Annotated in this window: 27 protein-coding genes and 2 pseudogenes; 5 read left to right on the forward strand and 24 right to left on the reverse strand. The window is 33.3% G+C overall.

Annotated features, from left to right (window positions below):
- Positions 1–55: 55 nt before the first annotated feature.
- The 5 genes from CQZ94_RS17005 to CQZ94_RS17025 all read right to left on the reverse strand — a co-directional run bounded on the left by CQZ94_RS17005 (position 56) and on the right by CQZ94_RS17025 (position 2456).
- A complete protein-coding gene (locus CQZ94_RS17005) occupies positions 56–607 on the reverse strand; it encodes a hypothetical protein (protein WP_105586317.1) in 552 nt (183 codons plus the stop codon).
- Positions 608–645: 38 nt separating this feature from the next.
- On the reverse strand, positions 646–1089 hold the full coding sequence (locus CQZ94_RS17010; protein WP_105586318.1) for a P27 family phage terminase small subunit: 444 nt from the start codon (positions 1087–1089) through the stop codon (positions 646–648).
- A 104-nt stretch (positions 1090–1193) separates the two neighbouring features.
- On the reverse strand, positions 1194–1568 hold the full coding sequence (locus tag CQZ94_RS17015) for an HNH endonuclease (RefSeq protein WP_105586319.1): 375 nt from the start codon (positions 1566–1568) through the stop codon (positions 1194–1196).
- On the reverse strand, positions 1565–1846 hold the full coding sequence (locus CQZ94_RS17020; RefSeq protein ID WP_105586320.1) for a Rho termination factor N-terminal domain-containing protein: 282 nt from the start codon (positions 1844–1846) through the stop codon (positions 1565–1567). The genes CQZ94_RS17015 and CQZ94_RS17020 overlap by 4 nt, the downstream gene beginning before the upstream one ends.
- Positions 1847–1991: 145 nt before the next feature.
- The gene (locus CQZ94_RS17025; RefSeq protein WP_097969941.1) at positions 1992–2456 is read right to left on the reverse strand and encodes a hypothetical protein; all 465 of its coding nucleotides are present in this window, start codon (positions 2454–2456) and stop codon (positions 1992–1994) included.
- 116 nt (positions 2457–2572) lie between these two features.
- Between CQZ94_RS17025 and CQZ94_RS17030 the strand changes: the two genes are divergently transcribed.
- On the forward strand, positions 2573–3157 hold the full coding sequence (locus CQZ94_RS17030; protein WP_105586321.1) for a hypothetical protein: 585 nt from the start codon (positions 2573–2575) through the stop codon (positions 3155–3157).
- Positions 3158–3240: 83 nt separating this feature from the next.
- Here the strand turns inward: CQZ94_RS17030 and CQZ94_RS17035 are convergent, their stop codons facing one another.
- Complete coding sequence (locus CQZ94_RS17035) at positions 3241–3636, reverse strand: hypothetical protein (protein WP_105586322.1); 396 nt, start codon at positions 3634–3636, stop codon at positions 3241–3243.
- Positions 3637–3737: 101 nt separating this feature from the next.
- Between CQZ94_RS17035 and CQZ94_RS17040 the strand changes: the two genes are divergently transcribed.
- Both CQZ94_RS17040 and CQZ94_RS17045 read left to right on the forward strand, forming a co-directional pair.
- Complete coding sequence (locus CQZ94_RS17040; protein ID WP_105586323.1) at positions 3738–4562, forward strand: short-chain dehydrogenase; 825 nt, start codon at positions 3738–3740, stop codon at positions 4560–4562.
- 272 nt (positions 4563–4834) lie between these two features.
- A complete protein-coding gene (locus CQZ94_RS17045; protein WP_258166027.1) occupies positions 4835–5440 on the forward strand; it encodes a restriction endonuclease in 606 nt (201 codons plus the stop codon).
- Positions 5441–5513: 73 nt separating this feature from the next.
- Here CQZ94_RS17045 and CQZ94_RS17050 read toward each other — a convergent pair whose 3' ends face one another.
- The 13 genes from CQZ94_RS17050 to CQZ94_RS17105 all read right to left on the reverse strand — a co-directional run bounded on the left by CQZ94_RS17050 (position 5514) and on the right by CQZ94_RS17105 (position 13116).
- On the reverse strand, positions 5514–5951 hold the full coding sequence (locus CQZ94_RS17050) for a hypothetical protein (RefSeq protein WP_105586324.1): 438 nt from the start codon (positions 5949–5951) through the stop codon (positions 5514–5516).
- Between the two features lie 50 nt (positions 5952–6001).
- Positions 6002–6274, reverse strand: coding sequence for a hypothetical protein (locus CQZ94_RS17055; protein ID WP_105586325.1), 273 nt, complete (start codon positions 6272–6274; stop codon positions 6002–6004).
- Between the two features lies 1 nt (position 6275).
- Entirely contained in the window at positions 6276–6815 is a 540-nt protein-coding gene (locus tag CQZ94_RS17060) for an ERCC4 domain-containing protein (protein ID WP_105586326.1), read from the reverse strand.
- A 2-nt stretch (positions 6816–6817) separates the two neighbouring features.
- Positions 6818–7246, reverse strand: coding sequence for a hypothetical protein (locus CQZ94_RS17065; protein ID WP_105586327.1), 429 nt, complete (start codon positions 7244–7246; stop codon positions 6818–6820).
- A 266-nt stretch (positions 7247–7512) separates the two neighbouring features.
- Positions 7513–9867, reverse strand: coding sequence for a phage/plasmid primase, P4 family (locus tag CQZ94_RS17070; RefSeq protein ID WP_105586328.1), 2355 nt, complete (start codon positions 9865–9867; stop codon positions 7513–7515).
- 71 nt (positions 9868–9938) lie between these two features.
- The gene (locus tag CQZ94_RS17075; RefSeq protein WP_105586329.1) at positions 9939–10397 is read right to left on the reverse strand and encodes a DUF669 domain-containing protein; all 459 of its coding nucleotides are present in this window, start codon (positions 10395–10397) and stop codon (positions 9939–9941) included.
- 29 nt (positions 10398–10426) lie between these two features.
- Positions 10427–11098, reverse strand: coding sequence for an AAA family ATPase (locus CQZ94_RS17080; protein WP_105586330.1), 672 nt, complete (start codon positions 11096–11098; stop codon positions 10427–10429).
- Between the two features lie 5 nt (positions 11099–11103).
- Complete coding sequence (locus CQZ94_RS17085) at positions 11104–11652, reverse strand: host-nuclease inhibitor Gam family protein (protein WP_105586331.1); 549 nt, start codon at positions 11650–11652, stop codon at positions 11104–11106.
- On the reverse strand, positions 11630–11914 hold the full coding sequence (locus CQZ94_RS17090; protein WP_105586332.1) for a hypothetical protein: 285 nt from the start codon (positions 11912–11914) through the stop codon (positions 11630–11632). Before CQZ94_RS17090 ends, CQZ94_RS17085 begins: the two co-directional genes overlap by 23 nt.
- A gap of 94 nt (positions 11915–12008) precedes the next feature.
- A complete protein-coding gene (locus CQZ94_RS17095; protein ID WP_105586333.1) occupies positions 12009–12359 on the reverse strand; it encodes a YqaI family protein in 351 nt (116 codons plus the stop codon).
- Positions 12360–12527: a hypothetical protein gene (locus CQZ94_RS31235; RefSeq protein WP_181149517.1), complete on the reverse strand. Its 168-nt coding sequence runs from the start codon at positions 12525–12527 to the stop codon at positions 12360–12362.
- A gap of 19 nt (positions 12528–12546) precedes the next feature.
- Positions 12547–12735 carry a helix-turn-helix transcriptional regulator gene (locus CQZ94_RS17100; RefSeq protein ID WP_105586334.1) on the reverse strand — a complete coding sequence of 63 codons (189 nt, stop codon included), beginning with the start codon at positions 12733–12735 and terminating at the stop codon, positions 12547–12549.
- Between the two features lie 135 nt (positions 12736–12870).
- Positions 12871–13116 (reverse strand): helix-turn-helix domain-containing protein, encoded by a 246-nt coding sequence (locus CQZ94_RS17105; RefSeq protein WP_105586335.1) that lies wholly within the window; start codon positions 13114–13116, stop codon positions 12871–12873.
- Positions 13117–13274: 158 nt separating this feature from the next.
- On the opposite strand from CQZ94_RS17105, the gene CQZ94_RS17110 reads away from it, so the two are divergent.
- Positions 13275–13904, forward strand: coding sequence for a LexA family protein (locus CQZ94_RS17110; RefSeq protein WP_105586336.1), 630 nt, complete (start codon positions 13275–13277; stop codon positions 13902–13904).
- Between the two features lie 75 nt (positions 13905–13979).
- Complete coding sequence (locus CQZ94_RS17115) at positions 13980–15041, forward strand: tyrosine-type recombinase/integrase (protein ID WP_105586337.1); 1062 nt, start codon at positions 13980–13982, stop codon at positions 15039–15041.
- 56 nt (positions 15042–15097) lie between these two features.
- On the opposite strand, the pseudogene CQZ94_RS17120 reads toward CQZ94_RS17115, so the two are convergent.
- The 5 genes and pseudogenes from CQZ94_RS17120 to gnd all read right to left on the reverse strand — a co-directional run.
- Positions 15098–15778 (reverse strand): annotated as a pseudogene (locus CQZ94_RS17120) (MFS transporter); the annotation flags it as partial.
- Position 15779: 1 nt separating this feature from the next.
- Positions 15780–16315: pseudogene (locus CQZ94_RS17125) on the reverse strand (NADPH-dependent FMN reductase).
- A gap of 144 nt (positions 16316–16459) precedes the next feature.
- Positions 16460–17614, reverse strand: a complete 1155-nt coding sequence (locus CQZ94_RS17130; protein WP_105586339.1) for a CgeB family protein — start codon at positions 17612–17614, stop codon at positions 16460–16462.
- Between the two features lie 34 nt (positions 17615–17648).
- Complete coding sequence (locus tag CQZ94_RS17135; protein ID WP_105586340.1) at positions 17649–18869, reverse strand: tetratricopeptide repeat-containing glycosyltransferase; 1221 nt, start codon at positions 18867–18869, stop codon at positions 17649–17651.
- 287 nt (positions 18870–19156) lie between these two features.
- Positions 19157–20053: a phosphogluconate dehydrogenase (NAD(+)-dependent, decarboxylating) gene (gnd, locus tag CQZ94_RS17140; protein WP_105586341.1), complete on the reverse strand. Its 897-nt coding sequence runs from the start codon at positions 20051–20053 to the stop codon at positions 19157–19159.
- Positions 20054–20069 lie beyond the last annotated feature (16 nt).

A 20069-nucleotide genomic window follows, 5' to 3' on the forward strand; every position in this document is an offset into this window, starting at 1 on the left:
TAAACACCACCTCCAAGGCATAATAAAAAGCCACACAAATGTGTGACCTAATTTTTTAAAGACGCCTTCTTAGAATTTCTTCAGTTGCATTTGTCATAACTTCTTCAATCGTTTTATTTTTTGATGGTTTTACTTTTGAAAATATAAGGTCACGACGCACGTCATCATTTAAAGTTATTACCTCCTGATATTCTTTTTTATCTGTATGATATTTTATCGTGACCTTAATTTTCCCATTGTGTTCTTCACCAAAAGCATTTGCGGAAACAATTGTAGATATTGATTGTCCTGGGGCTATAAAAGCATCCCTGATATTCCTGAAATATTCTTTACCTGACATTGAATCAATATAACTAGGCTCAAAAATTATGGAATCAATAGTAGCTCCACTTTTACCAAAATTCTTTATAATCAAATACTCATGAATAGAAGATAAAACTTGGATATAATCTCTGTATACAACTACATATGGTCTATTTGCTTCTTCAATAGAGCTTTTAGTTACCCTTAAGGAAAGTACAGAAATAATAATTGCTACTACTGAAGTTCCAATCCCTACTATTGGAGAAATTATTTGTACTAAATCTGAAATATTAATGTTATCCATCTATGTATCTCCTAATCATTTTTACATTAATTATAACATTAATTATTCATTTTTCTCCATTTATTCCTATGAGCTTCCAATTCATCTACCACTTGCTTTCTTGGTTTTTCTACCTCTTCATTTTTTCCAACAGTAGAACCACCAGTGACAAATTTCCCTGCTTTAGATTTATTAGTAAGTCCCAATAAATCTAATGCTTTTGTTTTCTTATCCGACCAAGTCTCCACCTGCTGTGCCAATGGATGCTTTGAATTATTTGTAGCACCGGCTTTATTTGTATGTTGCTGCGTTGCCGGAAACCCTTTCTCTTTCCACTCAATAAACATCGTCATATAAACTTCGAAAATATCTAAATAGGATTCAATTAATGGATCTAAAGTAAGGGTGTAAATATCTGCATCACGCATGATTTTTAATATCCGATTTTTCTCAGCTTCTGTTTTATCGGCAACAATTTTTTGACGCTCCTTTTTCGTAGACATTTCACACCCCCCTTTATTTTTTAAAAATGTTGTCTAACGATAGAAATGCCCCCTACGCTACCTATCCTCCCCAAAGGGAAAATTTTATTTTTTGACAGGGGGGCTTATCCAAAATAACTCGGAAAAACCTTTTTCGGTTTATCTTCATTTTCTTCGATTGTGTGACACTTTGGACAAAGTAACCTTAGATTGTTTAGATCAAGTTTAAGTGTTGGGTCATCTTTAATTGAAATAATATGATGAACATGAGCACTTCGACCAAAGACGAACCTTCCACATCGTTGACAGTATCCTTTCTCTCGTTCATATACTTGAGACCTGATAAATTTCCATTCATCTGTTCTATAGAATGGTTTGTTTTCATGATGATAGATGTTCTTCTTATCTTTCTTCTTCCTTGGTTTGTTACGCTTATGTTCTTCACAGTAACGCCCTTTGCTTATCTTGTTACGGCAGCCATTAAAGTCACAGTATTTCATGATAGCAATTCAATGATGTCTTCTTTCTTTTTAACATCAGCTGGAATCTCAACACCTAACTCATCAGCATACTCACGTAACTGTTTCACTGTCATATCATTTAAATTAACTACTGTCTTATCAGGCTCAATTGATGAATCCATGCCTAGTATCATACTGTCAGGATTAACAGTTACTTCGAACCCTGGTTCTTCATCAGTTGGTACAAACAAAATTCTTTTTTCTTTTGAATCCCAATACTCTGTACCTGATATTGTTTTTCTGACTTCAGTAATCATTTTGTTACACCCTCCCTGTCTTTCTACAAAATAAAAAGCAGCGGATTCGCTACTTTAATTGCTCAATTATTCTCTTTGATATTTTTCTGGATAGCACCTAAGTCGCCTCTCACGAAATAAAAAAAGCACCCTTATTGGATACTTTTCATATTTGCTTTTGAATTCTTTTAATTATATTTTCGTATAGTCTATTTATTTCTTCGTTATTAACATTAATAGTTAATGGCTTATTATTAATGTACTTTAATAAAGCATCGTCAACTTCTTTCAAATACATTATAAATTCTTGTAAACTTTTATTGGTTTTCTTATTAAAAAGGATCGAATATTGTTTAACTTTAAGCTCAAATGCAAGAATTTCTTTTTGATAATCATCTTTTAATTCATACAGTTCTGTCTCTGGAATATTATAAAAAGCAACAATATAAACCATAGTTTTTATTCTTTTTTGGTTAACGGAATGTATTTCTTCAATTAATATGTTTCCTTTTGCAACCACTTCATTTCCCTTCCTATTTGTCTTTTGCAAAAAATAATTAGTTCCTCCAGTAAAAATAATTGCTGTTATTGCACTTGTAATAATAGTTCCTAAATTAAAATCAATATCCATAAAACTTAATGTCCCCTTCCAAAAATACCATTAATTTCATTTTATCATACAAATAAAATGAAGATATATCTACTTTTTGTTATAATAATATACAAACATGGAAGGATCTGTATATTATGAGTTTAATAACAATTGTAGAAACCAAAGACATTGTTTCCATTATTTCTGACGGGCAAAAAACCGGACTTGACGGAAACATAGTTGGAACGGGTTTTCAAAAATTCTATGCTACTGATAATTTTTTCATTGCCGTTGGTGGCTCCGAAGCTGTTGCACGATTACTTTTTGAACATTTCAAGGAAGTTAACGCAGACAAAGATTACGTTAAAAATTTAATCGATGAACAAGCTAGCCAAATTAACCATAGCTATTGTATGGTGTTTGGTGATTGTACAAACAAAAGATCTCTATATACGGTATATAATCATTTTAATAATGAATTTGAAGTTCAAAACTATATACCAGAATCAGAAAGCTATTTACCTATCATCATAAACTCTAGTCATTTAAAAGAAGCCCCTATTGGACTTGTAAAATATAAAATAAGTCAAATGGTATTAAAAAATAAAAGTAATGAAGAAATTATACAGGTGCAAAAAGATTTTCATCAGTATGCTGCAAATAATGATCCTACCGTAAATAGTGAAATAATTCCACATATTATTTATAAACAAAAAATTACAGAACAAAAGAGCAACTGATATTTGGTTGCTCTTTTGTTAATTTCTTATGTTATTACTATAATTCATATTTTCAATAGTATCGATTCACTTTAGGAGTGAACCTAAATGATACCTTCTCTTTCCACAAACTTGATAAGCCGAATTATTTCAGCATGTTTCTTTTTAATATGGCTAGAACTATAACTAATTTCCTCAGCTATTTGCTCCAACGTCATGCCATCCACATACTTCATTTTTAGTATTTTATTGTCCAAACCTCTAAACTTGTTAATTAACTTTTTCAGCTTGTACATATCATTCAGCTTATGCGCTAACTCATATTCGATTGCTTCAATACGTTCTTCTACCTTGGAACCTTCCGACTCAGCAGTTAAACGTACATCTCGCAAATCACCACTGATCCAGCGTTTTAATTCAGATTTTGTTTTATCTAAGTTGTAATCTAAGTATGCGATTCGTTCTTCTAATTTCTGATAGTCTTTCAGCCAGTCAAACAAATGATGATTCACCTACTTTCTTTTAAAACTCAATATATTACCAAACTATTCCTTTTAAATTTGCTATACTAATAATAAAAACAACTAAGAGAGGATAAATTATGTCAAACAAAATAGATGCAAATTACCTTTTATTACAACTTGGTTTATACGAACCTGTTCCATTTAATGAAACCAATGCTATTGAATTAGAACAAATATTTAATAATTTCTCTGATATTCAGTTTGATTGTTATTGTATTGAATGTAAAAAAGATTCTACATTTAAATTTCACGAGACAAAGGGCCTTGTATTATATCTCAATGCAAATCCAGATCCAGCTAAAGCAATAAACAGATTAAACACTCATCCAGACCCCATTAATTTAATCTTTAAATGTCAACGAGATAGTTCACATTTGTACTCATTTATGATTCGAATTATCAACAATGAAATAACTAAGGTTGGACAATTTCCATCTATCGCATCTTTAGAATTACATTCTATAGATAAATATCGGAAAATCCTAAAAAGTGACTACCGTGACTTTTCCAAGGCTATTGGACTATATTCCCATGGAATCGGAGCTGGTTCATTTGTTTACCTACGTAGAATTTTTGAAAATCTAATTGAAGAATGTAGGCAAGAGGCACAAAAAGACGATTCCTTTGACGTTGATGCTTTCCAGTGCTCTAAGATGGATGAGAAAATACTAATGTTAAAAGCTTATCTTCCAGGTTTTCTTGTTGAAAATAGAAAACTATATGGAATCCTTAGCAAAGGAATACATGAATTAGACGAAAAAACATGTTTAGAATTATTTCCTAATGTCAAGGTTGCGATTGAATTAATACTTGATGAAAAAATCCATCAACTTGAAAAGGAAAGTAAGATTCAATCAGCTAGAAAATTTATCGCAGCGACTGTTGAAAAATTTAAGAAATAAAACATTCGATCATCCTTTTTAGGGTGGTTTTATCTTTACTTTCTACTAAGAAACTCTAAATCTCATAAAACATGTTTATTTTCCTTTCTAAGACGTTTTACCTTCCACATGGTGAATTACATTAGGAAATAAAAACATCTTAGTTTTTTCTCAATCTGAAAAGCCATTTTTCAGCAAAAGGTTTATTTTGTTATAAAATCTATCTATTCCAAATGAAAAATTTAGTATAATGAGTTGATAACGATATTTATTAGAATAAGGAGATGTAATAATTGTTCGAACTTTTCACCTGGATATTACTGAAAGTATTAACTTCACCCATAATACTCATTACTGCATTACTAGCTATTTTTTTAGTTGTTTTTCTAGGATTCTCCCAACATAAAAAACAACTTGAAATTCATAAGAAGCAACTTGAAATTCAACAAAAACAAATCCAAGCTCGTAAAATTTATATGGAGGAGCTTCGTCAATCTAGCATCAATGAAATTGACAAAATGGATGGTCGACAATTTGAAGAATACTTAAGTTCCTTATATGAATCACTCGGATACCAAACAGAAGTTACAAAAGGATCTGGTGACTTTGGAGCAGACTTAGTTTTAAAAAACAATAACGAAACAATCATTGTGCAAGCGAAACGCTACAGTAATAAAGTTAGCCTTCAAGCCGTTCAAGAAATCGTCGCAGCAAAAGGTTACTATATCGCTAATCATGCATGGGTTGTAACTAATAACTATTTCACAGAGCCAGCTCGTAAACTAGCAGCTGCTAATGATGTATTACTTATTGACCGTGATCTATTAATTAAACTAAGTGCACAAGTTAATCGTCAGAATACCCAAAATCAATCAAACATGGAGCAGATCAGCCAGTAAAAGCTGACTGTTCTTTTTGTTTAAAATGAAATTTTTATAATCGATATCCTGAGCCGAAGCCCAGGACTAATATTTATTCAGCAATCTTTTCTCCATCAACAATCTTTAATTGACCAGGAACAACTTCCGTTGTCCCATCCGGTTTAACGTTGTACTCTACACCTTCATGCGGTTCTGTATAAAATTCATCCAGTGACATTTGCGAAGGATCAATAATGATAGAAACATTTTCACCGGCATATGGATAAAGTTTATTAATTTTACCTTTCGCATCGCGCTTCACATTGAATTTAAGTACGGTTTTCTTACTATCACGTTGGATAGATACAAATTCCGCACCAATCGGTTCAACTTCACTTTCTACCACAGTTAAAACAATAATTGTTCCTGGCATCTTTAATAGATCATCGGCATGTGGAAGCTCATCACTTAATACATGGAACATCAAAACTTCCTTTTTATCGTCCTTTTGCATTTTCTTGAATAAAACGTTCAATTTTACGTTTGTCATAGTTCAAGCTCCTTTTGTATTAGATTGATATTAGAACTAAAGTTTTCCTGTTATTTCTGTACGTTTCTAGCCTTAGAAAGTCTTTCAGTCGCTTTTAGTCTTTGCTCTTCCGTCATAACTCGTAAATTCTTCATTGTTACTTGTTTTTCTTGAAGAATACCTTTAACAGCTGTTTGCCTTCCATCCTCTTCTTCTAAGGTTTGTAATTCACATAGCTTACTAAGTTTCCTAATATGTTTAGGTACAGTAGAGTAAACGTTCCACTCGCCTGTACTATTATCGAAAACCAATGTAGTTTCTTGTTCTTCACGGGAATATGTCATATTAAAAAGATCCTGCTTTCAGATAGTGTCTTGCTTGATAATAAAAGTGATAATATATCCAGTTACCACTGTACTTGTTATCTAAATACACAATTTCAAAACCATATCTCGCTTTAAATGTATTGAGTCTTCCAAGTAACGCTAACGGGCTGTATTTCGAACGATACTGACCTTTTAACATTTTTTCATAGCCTTTAGGGTCTTCCACAATTAAAGTGAATGGAATATCTTTCGAACGAATCAATTCATTTTCAAACGCTGTTTGTTTATCCTTTTGTAAGTTCCCTGTGATCTCATCCATGTGGGCTTTTCGTTCTACTCGGCTATCTAAGTAAATATCACGTGGTATTCCTAACTCTTCATTTTTAGGAATCATACAACCATAATCGCCCGTATCTAATTTTTGGATTTTTACTGGTATATCCTTTTGATTTAAATAATCAAGGATATGACCATTTACATTTTCACGAGTATCAATCACGACTGTGAGTGTTTTAAGGATTTTTTCTATTTCTTTATCTGTGTAATGGAAACGGATCATTCTCATGCTCCTTTCTTTGAATATGTAACCGCACGTTCATATATCTTTCTTGCCATTGCATTTGATTCATCATTTTCAAATTTACGATAATCGTCATACATGTCTGTCCATCCGTTCTTAGCAAGAACAATCGTCCAGTCATAGAACATTTGTAATGAATCGGCATCAGCAAGCAACCATTCATATAATTTTTGATTATGTTTCCACCCACAGAAATGATGAAATATCTTCATTAACGTGATTTTCTCCGCACTTTCATCTTTCCAAGATTTAAACCAATCATAAATAGCTTGATAGTTTTGTTCGGCTGCTTGCATAATTTCCGTTGGAATTAAATCTTGTTTTTTTATCGCAACTTGATTATCTTTTTTATCAAGATAGATATCCGCACCTGATTTCCAAATCGAACTTAAAATTAATAAAACCTGCAAATCTATCACCTCTGTTATCAAAAGTTACTTAGAAGTGTTACTAAAAAACACCGAAAATTAGCATGTGTTACTTTTTAGTAACCCCCTTGAACCTTAGAGCCCCAAGGGATTGAGGCACTCAGGTTACTTTTGTTACCTATTTTGAGCATTAAGCCCCCTAATAGAATACTTATATATATATTTATTTTTTGTTTATATATATTTTTAGTAACAAAAGTAACAAAAAGAATATATAAAGTACCTTGATCCCTTATGTACCAAGGGTTTTAAGTAATTTTAAATGGGTTACTTTTAGTAACACTTTTGCTATTTTCATCGTTTTTCAGTAACTTTTGCTGCTGAAAAGTATTTTTTCGGTCTGTTAAAGTAACACCTTTGACGTAATACTTATTTTTGCTACCACGTTCTCTTTTGAATCCTTGCGATTCTAAAATTCGGTAAAACGCTCTATTTTTTAATTGGTGCTCACCATTCCTGAAACACCAATTGGAATAAACTTCATATAATTCTTTCGCTTCAATTTGAACATCTTCTCTTTTAAAACAACACTCGAACATGAACGGACCGAGAATATCCATTTCATCTTTGTAATCACCTGTTGCTTTCATTACAATTGCTGGATCGTTTAGTCCCGACTTCTGCCACTTCAAGCAACCCTCAATCGCCCAGTTCAGAATGCCAGGCATTTCAAGGCTTATCTTCTCTGGTAATTTCTTATCGCGCTTTTCTTTTGGAAGCTGTAAGTTAAATGGAATTAAGCGAATACGTCTCCAAATACCTTCATCGACACCTTTAATTACTGGCTTATGATTTGTAGTAAAGAAGACTTTAAACTCTGGTATGAACTCAAAATATTCTTTTCTAAGGAAACGAGCCAACACTGGTTCACCACCTGTAATTTGCTTTACAAAAGCTTCTGAGAGTTGTTCACCCTCTTCACTCTCGATAGCCGATACAAAACGGGCTCCCACTAATCTAGCGATATCATTATTGGCTCCTGTTTCTTTCTTCTTAATGAAAGTATCTGATTTAGCTTGTTTACCGTATTCACCCATAAGGTCCTTAATGGTATTAATAAAGGTCGATTTTCCGTTGGAACCTCCACCAATCAAGAAGACCATTATTTGTTCCGTAATTTCTCCTGTTAGGGAGTAACCAATTAACCGCTGCATATACTCAACCAGTTCTTTATCGCCTTGGAAAATTTGATCTAAGAAATTAAGCCATTCTGGACATTTTGCATTTTCATCAAAGGAAATATTAGTGATTTTAGTTAAACCAAGTTCCCGATCATGCTGCTGTAGCTTTCCTGTTTTCAAATCAACAATGCCATTTTCAACATTGAATAAATATTTATATCTATCAAAATCCTCACGTTCTCCAGGAACCAACGGCATAAGGTCCTTGATACTGTTCATTCGGATATTTCTACGCTCACACATTCGCGCCCATTTCGTTTCCGCTTCATCTTCTGACTTATATAAGCTGCGAAGTACTTTTGCTGTAATTCTTTCAATCTCTTTTTTTGTATCCAACTTCCATCGTTTTCCGTCCCATATGTACCAACCAATGTCACTAACATATTTAATTACATGTCCATATTCATAAGCGATACGTTCAGCATTTCCTAGTTCAGTTAGACGGAATTTCTTTTTCGGCTTGTCCTCCACAGATTCGACCGCATCTTCATTAATGAAATCGAAAGAAAACTCTTCGAATTGTTGCTTATTATCTAAAATAGTTGTGGATGTCGAGGAAATAGCCATTGCAATCGTTCTTTCACCGTACGTTTCATTTGTATCGCTAAAATGAATAACATCCCATTTATCACGAATTAAGCTAGTCTCGCGGAACATTGAATCCATTCGAGTTGCTGATTTTCCAGTCCAAAATGCTAAATGGTTACATAATGAAAGGTCACTTGCTGAATGATCGTCATTTATTAAACTGCCATTGTATAATGAACGGATTTCATCACCGTTTTTACTTCTAAACATCCTTTCCCATAAAGCATCATTTGAAATTTTAATTTCATCTTTTTCAAATTCCGCTAGATTCACACGTCCTTGAATGTCGCTATCATCAAAATATTTTTCGAATACTTCAGCTAGTTCATCCGTTCTCTCATATACATCATTGGAATTCTCACGATTTCCCGTGAAGGTAAAAAAACGACCGTATGAGTAAATTTCCAAACCATGCTTTGTATTTTTTCGTCCAGTTCCTAAAACAGATTGTGGAAGGTTCCCTTTGATAATGATGTGAATCCCATTTCCTGATGGTGAAAACTCTGTATAGCTGTCTAATGTATCTATAATTTCTGTTGAAAAAGCATTTGTTTTTCCTTCTGCAACACACTTATCAATATCGATTCCGATGTAATTATCCTGCCTACTAAATACAAAGCCAATTCCGTCATAGTCACCTTCTAAATAGAACTTGACTGCTGTCGCAAACGTTGACCAGGTACTTCTATTATTTGCCTGAGCCATTTCACCAGTGACTTGATATGGAACTTTTGTTGGTTTGCCATTTCTTTTTTCCTTACGCCATAAGATCCATTGCGGAAGGGCTTTTAACTCAGTAGGAATTTCATTAAAATTGTATGGATTTTCTTTCATTGTGCCCTCCAATTAGCTTTTTAGGGTATAAAAAAGAGAAGTCGGCAAAACCAACCTCTCTATTTAGTTATTTAGAATGGTAAATCATCGTCACCGACAGTAACTGGTGCACTTGTTTGCATTGGCGGGTTCACCTTTGAAGCACTATAACTTGACACTTTCGGGAATACACGTCCATCATCTTTTTTATCATGTGTTATATAAACGTTTAAGTGTTTATTGAAAACATCTTTCGCCATTTGTGCAGGACTTTGTGGGCTATAATTTTCAGGCATACCACAAGCTAAGAAAAATGATTTAGCAATACCTCTAGCTATTGGATGCTCAAAAGTAAATGTTGTATATTGGACTTTTTGACCTTGATGATCTTGCGGAACATCTGAACGAATTTCAAAATCCACTGTTAATTTAGCTTTATTATTTTGCGTTAAACCTTCGACAGCATTTAATACAACCGCTTCATAATTTCCTACTTCAATTAATGAAAATCCTTTTACTTCTTCTACTTCATCCATTTTGAAAAATGACATATTAATCTCTCCCTATTCTGTGTTTTATTTTAGTTTGTTGATACCAATATTAATTCTTCCTGTACGCAACCTTGACGCGCATCTAAATGATTCTTAGCGTAAACACTTTGATCACCTTCTAAGATAAATCCTCGTGTACCGTCTGCTTTTTTAACTAATCGTCCAACAACATGAACAATTCCCATAATATGATTAACGATTTTATCCCGAATATCAGGAATGAATTGTGTGTATTGCTGACCATCATCATGAGTAATATTTCTCGTTGTTTCCCAAGCTGTGAAAATAACATTTGCATCTAATGAGTTAAATGTTTCTACTAACTTTAAAAGATGGTTATCTAGTAAAGCGTAATCCTTTAATTCAGGCATACCGCTTTTTGTATTTTCACCTTTTTTAAGCAACCATAACTTTTGGTAATGCGTTAAGTTATCGATAAAGATATTGTCGTATTTACCGATATTCGCTTTCGCGAGTGCATAAAACTGTAGGATGCTATCATGTGGATTTTCACCATCAATTTTAGCTACATCTACATTTTCATAACCGGATAATACTTGGCTTGTCCCATCAATATCCAGGACTAATGTTTTACCTGGAAACAATCCAGCAACCGTTGTTTTGCCGTTACCTGGCTTTGAATACATAATAATTTTTGCCTTTTTACTTTTAGTAATATCAGCACCGTTTTTAATTTCCATTTTGTTTACACCTCCACACTATATGTAATAGATTCAGGTTTAACCGTCACCCCCGGAACAATTTGACCTGTATCATCAATCACAACCTTTTCTCCACTGACTTCCACAATCTTGAGTGACTTTTTCAAGTCGGCCCATTTAACACTATTTTTGATGAATTCGGCTAGATCATTTTGAATGACATAATCTAAAAGCAATGCTTCATCACCCTTATCAGGAGTTTCCTTGCTCTTACGAGTTTTGGATTTACCATAAGGTGTACTAATAGTTTTCTGCTTTGGATCCTCTGCAAGTTGTTCCGCATGATAACGTTGGATATGACCTTCAAAGAATGAAACACTATTGTGGATGGGCTTCAATTCGCTTTGTTCCCATTCAGTAATGCGCTCACGTTCAACATTTGCTAGCGTTGTAACTTGCTTTTCTTGCGCTTTAAGTGCTGAAATTTTACGGAATGCCCAATTTAATTGATTAATATCCTTAATTTCAAACTGTTGCTCCGCATCTTGTAATTCATCAACTTCCGCTAATTCAATTGCTTGTAATGAGTTCATCTATAAAACCTCCAAATTTATTTTTCATTTCCTGTGCGCTATACAGCGAATAATATGTAAAACCGTTATTATCAAAAGAAACTTCAAAAGGATAATCCTTAGATACGCGACTTACTATCATAGGCTGCACTTCCGCTTCCTGTAGCAAGAATTCAAATACCTTGTGAGTTACATGTACTTGATTATCACGAACACTGATAATCCCTTTGTCATATGCATTGTGGATGGCTTGTACACTTTCAGTGATTGTTTTAATATCCATCAATAAAACGCTCCTTTACATGAATTCAATTCATGCTATAATGACTGTGAATTTTGTTTTTCTAAATCACCTGTTGGCGCAGGTGGTTTTCTTTTTATACAGCTCGAAAGCATTCAACATTTTGTTGATCAATTAAATATTCCGTTAGATTTTCTTTAAGTACTACATTTTGACCAAACATAAAATACGTATCATCCTGTTTAATTTCACAACCATAGAAATCTTCAATTGGATGATCAGGTTCCTTAATCGATTCCTTTTCATTAACGTCTTCCACAAAGATTGCATCAATATTGCTTACACTAATGTGGAATGGTACTTTATTAGCGGCACCTTCATATTCGACTGCTGTTAAAGAACCAAAATTATTTTTAAACGTTTTAAATTGTTCAGCTGTAAAACTTGCTGTAGCACCGGATTTAAAAACTACTGTTACCTCTTTCAATTAACTCACCTCCCTTCGTTCTGAAACCTTACGGTTCATTGCATAAATTCTTTTCTTTGCTTCTAATTCAGTAATAAGCAACATCGCTGGGTTATTTCTCATTTCCTCACACTGTTTTACAACTTCTGATGCTTTCATTAATTTACTCGCGGATAATACTCCGTTCATGATTGGTCACCTTCCTTATCTATTTTTTAAAAAGAGTATCAACCGTTGTTTTAAAATGTTTAGCAAGTATTTTTGCTTCAGTAAGGCTAAAATCTCGTTTGCCACATTCTTTTAAGTGATAGCTTTGCTTTGTTATACTTATCACTTTGGCTGCTACTTCCTGTGTCATGCGTTGTTCTCTACGAGCAATAAAAAGATTTTGATACATGTTTCATATCACCTCGGTTCGAAAATTATTAATAAATAATACGTAATATCTTATTAATCACTAATTTACGACAGCATTTTTCGACATTTTATTTTTTTAAAAAAAAGCGAGACTTCCCCTCTAAAAATACTACCTTTAAACGGTAGTACTGTTCAAAAAAAAATCATCATCATAGTTCCCATCGTTTATTATAGGTAATCTAATATAATCAGACGGAATTTTGTATACAATAGATGCTTTTTGCAAAATATGACCTGGAATAGCAGTTATACCTTGTTCATAATTCCGTAGGGTTTTTCCTGTAATATCTAATATTCCAGCTGCTTCATCTTGTCTTAATCCTGCATTTACTCTAGCAGCTTTTAATGTTATCTGAAACATCAAGTTACCTCCTTTCGATAATTTCTAAACTTAATATACTACCTTTAAACGGTACAGTCAATACCAAGCATTATAAAAATTACCTTTAAACGGTATTTTATGTCTTTACATAACTACCGAAAAACGGTAAAATACTATTATAAAGTGAGGTGAGACAAATGGATGCACAGGAAATGAAAGAAATTTTTGCAGCTAACTTAAAAAAATTTTTAGAACGTAATGGTATCACACAGACTTATCTAGCAAATGACATAAATATCCCTGAAACAACTGTTTCAAACTGGATTAAGGCTAATACTTATCCAAGACCAGATAAAATACAGTTATTAGCTGATTATTTTAAGATTAATCGTTCTGACTTAACTGAAGATAAACCCTCTAATTTATATGATGCTAATGTTCATCTGGTTAAGGTGCCGAAATTAGGAAAAATTGCATGTGGCCTACCTATATGTGCTGAGGAAAACTTTGAAGGGTATCGTTATGAAACATCTGATATTTTACCACAAGGAGAAATATATTATTTAGAAGCCAAAGGGAATTCAATGGAACCAACTATACCTAATGGGGCTTTTGTATTAATTAGAAAGCAAGATGATGTGGAAAACGGAGAAATTGCAGCAGTTCTTGTTAATGGAGATACTGAAGCTACTTTAAAAAGAGTAAAAAAGCAGGGCAATGTTGTAATTTTAATGCCAGATAACCCTTCATACGAACCAATAATTATCACTCCAAATGTACCGGCACGAATTATTGGAAAAGCAATACGCTTTACAAGAGATCTTTAAATTTCTAGCGCTAGCAATTTAACATCGAGAGAGTAGACGACGGTCTACTCTTTTACTACAAGAAAGGAGATTCTTATGACAATTTATAAAGATGAAAAAAGAGGAACTTATTACTTTATCGCGAGAATCCGACAGTTTGATGGCACTTTGAAACAAGTAAAACGACGTGGCTTTAAAACACAAGAAGAAGCACGAATTGCAGAAGCAAAAGCTCTCATTCAAACAGAATCTAATTCCAGCCTAACCTTTTCACAATTAGCCGAAGAATATTTTGAATGGTACTGCCAGAGGAGAAAACAGTCTTCTATAAACACTATTAAAAATATGATATATAATCACTTACTAAAGGAATTTGGAAAAATGAAGATAGATAAGATTACAGCAAAACATGTCATGAATTATCAAAATAAGATAATGCATGACTATTCAGCTGAAACTTTAAAAAAGATTCATAACGTACTTTCCGCTATATTTAATTTTGCAATTAAGTTCCACGGCTTAAATCGTAATCCAGCTCGAATTGCAGGAAATTTTGAAATTGAGTCTAATAAAAGAATGAACTTCTGGGAATTTGAAGAATTCAAAAGGTTTATCAGTGTTGTAGACGAATCGATATATATAGCCTTTTTTTCAACACTCTATTATAGTGGAGCTAGAAAAGGAGAACTTTTAGCTTTAACTTGGGAGGATGTTAATTTTGAAGAAAAAACAATTGATATCAATAAAACAAGCTATAATAAACATATTACTAAACCAAAAACGAAAGCATCCAACCGAATCATTATGTTACCTACTATCGTAATGGATCTACTAAAAGAAATAAAAAATAATGCTACATTAAAAGTTCCTTTGAAAAAGGATTATGTTGTGTTTGGTGAGTTTTATGATAGTATAGCAACTACCACATTAGCTAGAAAATATAAAATCTTTTTAGCGGTATCAGGAGTGAAAAAGATTGTACTTCATGAATTCAGGCACTCTCATGCATCTTACCTCATTAATAAAGGTGTAAGTCCGCTTGTCGTAGCCCAACGCTTAGGTCATTCAAATGTAGCAACAACTTTAAACACTTATAGTCACTTGTATCCATCCAAACAAGCAGAAGTAGTGGCATTTATGGAAGAAGATTTGTTATAATCGTTACCAAAGCGTTACCACAACCGTCTAAACGGTTGGTATTACTAGCTTGATGTATATGTCGCAAGTAAAAACCAAAAGAGCTTAGGACGTTTTTTCATAAAGTGAATACCTTCAAACAATTGCTTCTTAAATGTCATCTTCCTTTTTACCATTTTTTTCTTTGTATACGGAATACATAAGAAAAGGAAAAATGCTCCTGCAAAAGTTAACATATCTACTAACAAGATCCATTTCAAAGAAATGATCTCAATTAAAAAGCTAGCAGCTGCACCTGAAATAACTTGCGTTAATTGTCCTTGTATTTCCATTGTGCCACTTAAACTTTTATAATGCTCTGCTTGAAATATCTCTTGGTTGAACGCAAAAATTGTAGGATAAAATAATAGATAATAGAAAGAACCTGCTATATAAATAATAATGTAATGAATAGAATTATAAGATTGCCCAGCAAATCCCCATATAGCCATCATTCCTATAACGGCTATCCCGATACCTTCGTTACATAACAATAAAGATTTTCTTGAAAAACGATCTATACTTTGGCCAATAAATGGCGTTAATAAAAACATTATGAGAGTTGCAACGATAGAAACATAACCAAATGTCGTCTCTCCTCCACTTTCCTTAATCAATAGCCATGGAATCGTAATCATAACAATCCCAGAGCCAATAGCGGATAAACTATTGGCTCCTAGAATGTAATACAAGCGAGAATCATGATAAAGAGAGGACATATCACTCAACTCCTAATTTTTTTTCACCTCTTTATATACACTCATATATGCTTTTAATTCTTTAACTAAATCATGAATTAATGGTTTTGCATCTTCTCCAAGTTCACCATCTTGCACATGTAATCCATCAAGTACTACTTGTTTTGGGATTGCATTTGCGTAAACGCCTCTAGCGACAGTGCGCATACTATTTAATGCATTTATTCCCCCTTTGCCGCCTCCAGCAACAGCTAACAAAGCGACAGGTTTATGGATGAATTCACTGCTACTTAAATAATCTAACGAGTTTTTCAATGCTCCACTCATCGCATTATGATATTCTGGTGTACATAGTACTACACCGTCTGCTGCTTTCACTAAAGCTTTTAATTTTTTTACTGCTTCTAATTCACGTTGTGATTCTTCCCCATTATATAAAGGCAATTCCGCTACTGCTAAATCGTATAACTCCCCTTCAAATTGATCTGCAATATATTTTGCCACCACTCGAGTTCTACCGAATTTTCTTGGTGTACCGTTAATAACGACTAGTTTCATAATTATTTCTCCCCTTTGTTTTCAAATTCTACCTTTATATTATCAGAAATTTCTATACAAAATACAGTAAAAAGAGGTAAAAGCTTTCATAAAATAGTATGAGAAATAAAAAAGAACTCATACTTTCGTATGAGTTTAACAAAATCAGTTTTTTTCACCTTTATGTTTAAGTGTAAGCATGCTTTCTTTAGCTTCAAAATGGTTATACGCTTTTTCAGCTAATTTTGTCCGTTCTTCTGGTAATTCTATATATTTCATTACGTTTTCTATAATTTTTTCGTATGGTGTAAATACAATTCCTGGCCACTCTATTTCGTCCTCTGGATTGCTATTTTCCGAAATAATAAATTTCTTGTTTGCAACTGCATGAGAAACTCGAGGCGTTTCAAGAATTCCTGATAAATAAAAATGAATATTTAATATAATTTTAGACCTTGCAATTAATTCATTTCTAGTAATTCCCCACGCATTATTTTTAAAAACAATATTTAAATTTGGGGCAACTACTTTTAATTGATCGAAAATGGCTTGCCGTCTCGGATTGAGTGCACCTATAAACAGGATATCAATATCTTCCGAAACCTCATCCTCAAATGCATCTTTCTTTATTTCTAAAGTTGGGGCGTAGTTCATTCCTACATGCTTAATCTCTTTTCCTACCCCTTTTTGTTTTAACCATTCTATATTTTGTTTACTATAATCCCAAATCTCCCTATCTTTTAATAATATTAAATAAAGCGGATGTGCATAAGGACTACCTTCATATAACTGTTCTAAATTATAAATAATTGCATCTTTCGGAAGGGCATTCGGATTAAATGCATATGTATGCGCTCCGAAAACAATCGTCTTCTTTGTATTTTCTAATATTGTTTCTGATAGAATAACTGTATTGCCATCTTGCTCCAATCGCCATTTCAAAGCTCGCGCAACATCTATGAAACTACCATACGTATTCGGGCATATATATAGACAATAATCATATTCTTTGTTCAAATAGGCTTCCATTAACCTTAAATTGTTTTTATATAAATCTACATCAGGATGTTGAACTAACAACTGATTCGCATATTTTTTTGCTACTTTATGCAATCCAGCATAATAGGCAGCTATGCATCTTTTTAATTCAACTCTTTCCCGATGTTCTTTCGATAAATCCATATCTAAGAGAAGATTTGCGATAAAATAAGCTTTTAAATGATCACGATCGTAATAATAATCTAGTAGTGGGATCAATTCTTCAGAAGTATTACCATGTACCGCTTCCCCTAGTTCAATCGCCCATCGTATTAATTCCATGATTACTCCACTACTCCTTTAATCCAAAATTTATTTAATAAAATTTCGTATTATTCTCTACCGTGCTCGATATATGCACCGGTAACTCTTCTTTTTTCGATTCAAGATACTTTTGTGATTGTGCACCTAAATGTTTTTTATGCGGTATATAGTATCCACTTATAGAAATTTCATAGTCAAATAAGTAATCATACACATGATAATCTACAAATAAGAGATCCTCTGTTGGAAAAGGAATTTCTTTCCCTTGTAGTGCATACATCAAAGCTATATTATTTTGAGATCGTAGTCGATGCAATCTTGCAAGCTGATATAATGGTTCGGCTCGAGTTGGTCTGTATTCCCATGCTTTTTGAAAATAAAAAATAGCTAACGCTAAATATTGTTCTTCTTGCTTCTTAGCATGTTCTTTTTCCTTATCATCCTTTACTTCATGCTGATTATTTGAAGAACGATTCGCTAGCTGTTCATAACAAAACCCTATTCGCAATAACGAATAGAATACCTCTTCAACCCAACCTCCCGCTTCTACTCTTTTCGTATACCATTTAATTGAATCTTCAAATTGATTTAAATGAAAATAAGTTTGAGCTAAATAAAATAAATATCTTATGTGCAAATCTGGAGTCGTTTCTGGATCATTTATCCCTTGTAACAACAATCTCTCATCTCTTTCAAATTTATCACTTTTACTTCCGCCATCCCCTGGATCATTAACGACGAGAGTATCTAACCTAGCTACTCTCGTATTGTAATCCGCTCCGACTTTAGAACGATCAATATCCCAGTACTCATGAGTAACACCTACAGATTTCCATGGTAAAGAAGCTTTTAAAAGACGCGTAAGCCAATATTTAATATGAATATCATATTGCAGTGTAAGATAATGATCTTCAGTTAAGCTACTTTTATCAAAATTTGGTTCAACTTCTAAAATCATGTCCGCATCAAGTATTAATAAATAATCTGCTTCTGGGTATGTTTTTTGAGCTAATGACACAGCTAAACTTCTGTTATAACCAAAGTTTTTAAATGGTTCATGATGAACCGTTCCTTGTATATTATTCTCTTCACACCATCTTTCAATAATTTCTGGTGTATTATCTGTCGATCCTGTATCACAAATAGAAACAAAATCTACGATTGATTTTGTTGCATTTAAACATCTTTCCATAATCCTTGATTCATTTTTTACAATCATACAAAGACATAGCTTCTTTTCTTTCCTTACATTATTCGCCTGCTCATTTCCCATTTTACCACCTCATATTTTATTAACACGCTCTACTCATATGTAACACCGTTGCTTAGCTACACTGATGACATAATCATCCTTTTACTATTTATGAGAACTTCATTTTATTTATTCTTATTTTTATGTTGAGACATCTTTGATACTTCACTTTCTATTTGATACAATCGGTACAAAATGAACATACAGTACTTAATATAGAACTCAGTACATTTCATAGTTTAAGAGGAGGTTTTTAAAACAAAAAAGAAACTTGTACATAAGCACAAGTTTCTTTTCAAAAAAATTCCCTATTTCTTTACAACCTCATGTCCACCAAATTGATTACGAAGTGCTGAAACAACTTTTCCGTGGAACGTATCATCTTCTTGAGAACGGTAGCGCATAAATAATGACATAGCGATAACTGGTGCCGCCGCTTGAAGTTCAAGTGCAGTTTCAACAGTCCATTTCCCTTCTCCGGAAGAGTTCATTACACCTTTAATGCCATCAAGTTTTGGATCATCTGCAAATGCCTTTTCAGTTAAGTCCATTAACCAACCACGGATAACTGATCCATTTGCCCATACTTTTGCAACATCTTCATAATTGAAATCAAAATCACTTTTATCTAACACTTCAAATCCTTCAGCGATTGCTTGCATCATTCCATATTCAATACCGTTATGAACCATTTTTAAGAAATGACCACTTCCAACGCGGCCCGCATAAGAATAACCGTTTTCTACTGCTAAGTCTTTAAATAAAGGTTCTAATTGATCATAAATTTCTTTTTCTCCACCAACCATTAAGCACGCACCGTATCTAGCTCCTTCTACACCGCCTGATGTACCGATATCTACGTAATGTAAGCCAAAGCTTTTCGCCTCTTCAGCACGGCGCAACGTATCCTTATAGAATGAATTTCCACCTTCAATAACGATATCACCTTCCTCTAATAATGGATATACATCTTTTAGTACTGACTCAACAACTTCTCCTGCAGGTACCATTACCCAAATTGTTCGAGGTGCTTCTAGTTCAGCGATCATTTCTTTTAATGTATGACGTGCAGTAACCCCTAGTTTTCCTGCCTTTTCAACAAGCTCATTATTTACATCGTATACAACTACTTCATGCTTGTCTTCATGTAAGTGTTCAGCTAATGGAAATCCCATTTTTCCTAATCCAATTAAACCTAGTTTCATATTAATCAATCTCCCA

The organism is Bacillus sp. MYb209 (genome assembly GCF_002975175.1).
Classification (GTDB): domain Bacteria; phylum Bacillota; class Bacilli; order Bacillales; family Bacillaceae_G; genus Bacillus_A.

Bases quoted from the DNA above. Each gene is read 5' to 3' on its own strand.
- CQZ94_RS17005 (WP_105586317.1), bottom strand. From the start codon at position 607: ATGGATAACATTAATATTTCAGATTTAGTACAAATAATTTCTCCAATA.
- CQZ94_RS17010 (WP_105586318.1), bottom strand. From the start codon at position 1,089: ATGTCTACGAAAAAGGAGCGTCAAAAAATTGTTGCCGATAAAACAGAA.
- CQZ94_RS17015 (WP_105586319.1), bottom strand. From the start codon at position 1,568: ATGAAATACTGTGACTTTAATGGCTGCCGTAACAAGATAAGCAAAGGG.
- CQZ94_RS17020 (WP_105586320.1), bottom strand. From the start codon at position 1,846: ATGATTACTGAAGTCAGAAAAACAATATCAGGTACAGAGTATTGGGAT.
- CQZ94_RS17025 (WP_097969941.1), bottom strand. From the start codon at position 2,456: ATGGATATTGATTTTAATTTAGGAACTATTATTACAAGTGCAATAACA.
- CQZ94_RS17030 (WP_105586321.1), top strand. From the start codon at position 2,573: ATGAGTTTAATAACAATTGTAGAAACCAAAGACATTGTTTCCATTATT.
- CQZ94_RS17040 (WP_105586323.1), top strand. From the start codon at position 3,738: ATGTCAAACAAAATAGATGCAAATTACCTTTTATTACAACTTGGTTTA.
- CQZ94_RS17050 (WP_105586324.1), bottom strand. From the start codon at position 5,951: ATGACAAACGTAAAATTGAACGTTTTATTCAAGAAAATGCAAAAGGAC.
- CQZ94_RS17055 (WP_105586325.1), bottom strand. From the start codon at position 6,274: ATGACATATTCCCGTGAAGAACAAGAAACTACATTGGTTTTCGATAAT.
- CQZ94_RS17060 (WP_105586326.1), bottom strand. From the start codon at position 6,815: ATGATCCGTTTCCATTACACAGATAAAGAAATAGAAAAAATCCTTAAA.
- CQZ94_RS17070 (WP_105586328.1), bottom strand. From the start codon at position 9,867: ATGAAAGAAAATCCATACAATTTTAATGAAATTCCTACTGAGTTAAAA.
- CQZ94_RS17075 (WP_105586329.1), bottom strand. From the start codon at position 10,397: ATGTCATTTTTCAAAATGGATGAAGTAGAAGAAGTAAAAGGATTTTCA.
- CQZ94_RS17080 (WP_105586330.1), bottom strand. From the start codon at position 11,098: ATGGAAATTAAAAACGGTGCTGATATTACTAAAAGTAAAAAGGCAAAA.
- CQZ94_RS17085 (WP_105586331.1), bottom strand. From the start codon at position 11,652: ATGAACTCATTACAAGCAATTGAATTAGCGGAAGTTGATGAATTACAA.
- CQZ94_RS17090 (WP_105586332.1), bottom strand. From the start codon at position 11,914: ATGGATATTAAAACAATCACTGAAAGTGTACAAGCCATCCACAATGCA.
- CQZ94_RS31235 (WP_181149517.1), bottom strand. From the start codon at position 12,527: ATGAACGGAGTATTATCCGCGAGTAAATTAATGAAAGCATCAGAAGTT.
- CQZ94_RS17100 (WP_105586334.1), bottom strand. From the start codon at position 12,735: ATGTATCAAAATCTTTTTATTGCTCGTAGAGAACAACGCATGACACAG.
- CQZ94_RS17105 (WP_105586335.1), bottom strand. From the start codon at position 13,116: ATGTTTCAGATAACATTAAAAGCTGCTAGAGTAAATGCAGGATTAAGA.
- CQZ94_RS17110 (WP_105586336.1), top strand. From the start codon at position 13,275: ATGGATGCACAGGAAATGAAAGAAATTTTTGCAGCTAACTTAAAAAAA.
- CQZ94_RS17115 (WP_105586337.1), top strand. From the start codon at position 13,980: ATGACAATTTATAAAGATGAAAAAAGAGGAACTTATTACTTTATCGCG.
- CQZ94_RS17130 (WP_105586339.1), bottom strand. From the start codon at position 17,614: ATGGAATTAATACGATGGGCGATTGAACTAGGGGAAGCGGTACATGGT.
- CQZ94_RS17135 (WP_105586340.1), bottom strand. From the start codon at position 18,869: ATGGGAAATGAGCAGGCGAATAATGTAAGGAAAGAAAAGAAGCTATGT.
- gnd (WP_105586341.1), bottom strand. From the start codon at position 20,053: ATGAAACTAGGTTTAATTGGATTAGGAAAAATGGGATTTCCATTAGCT.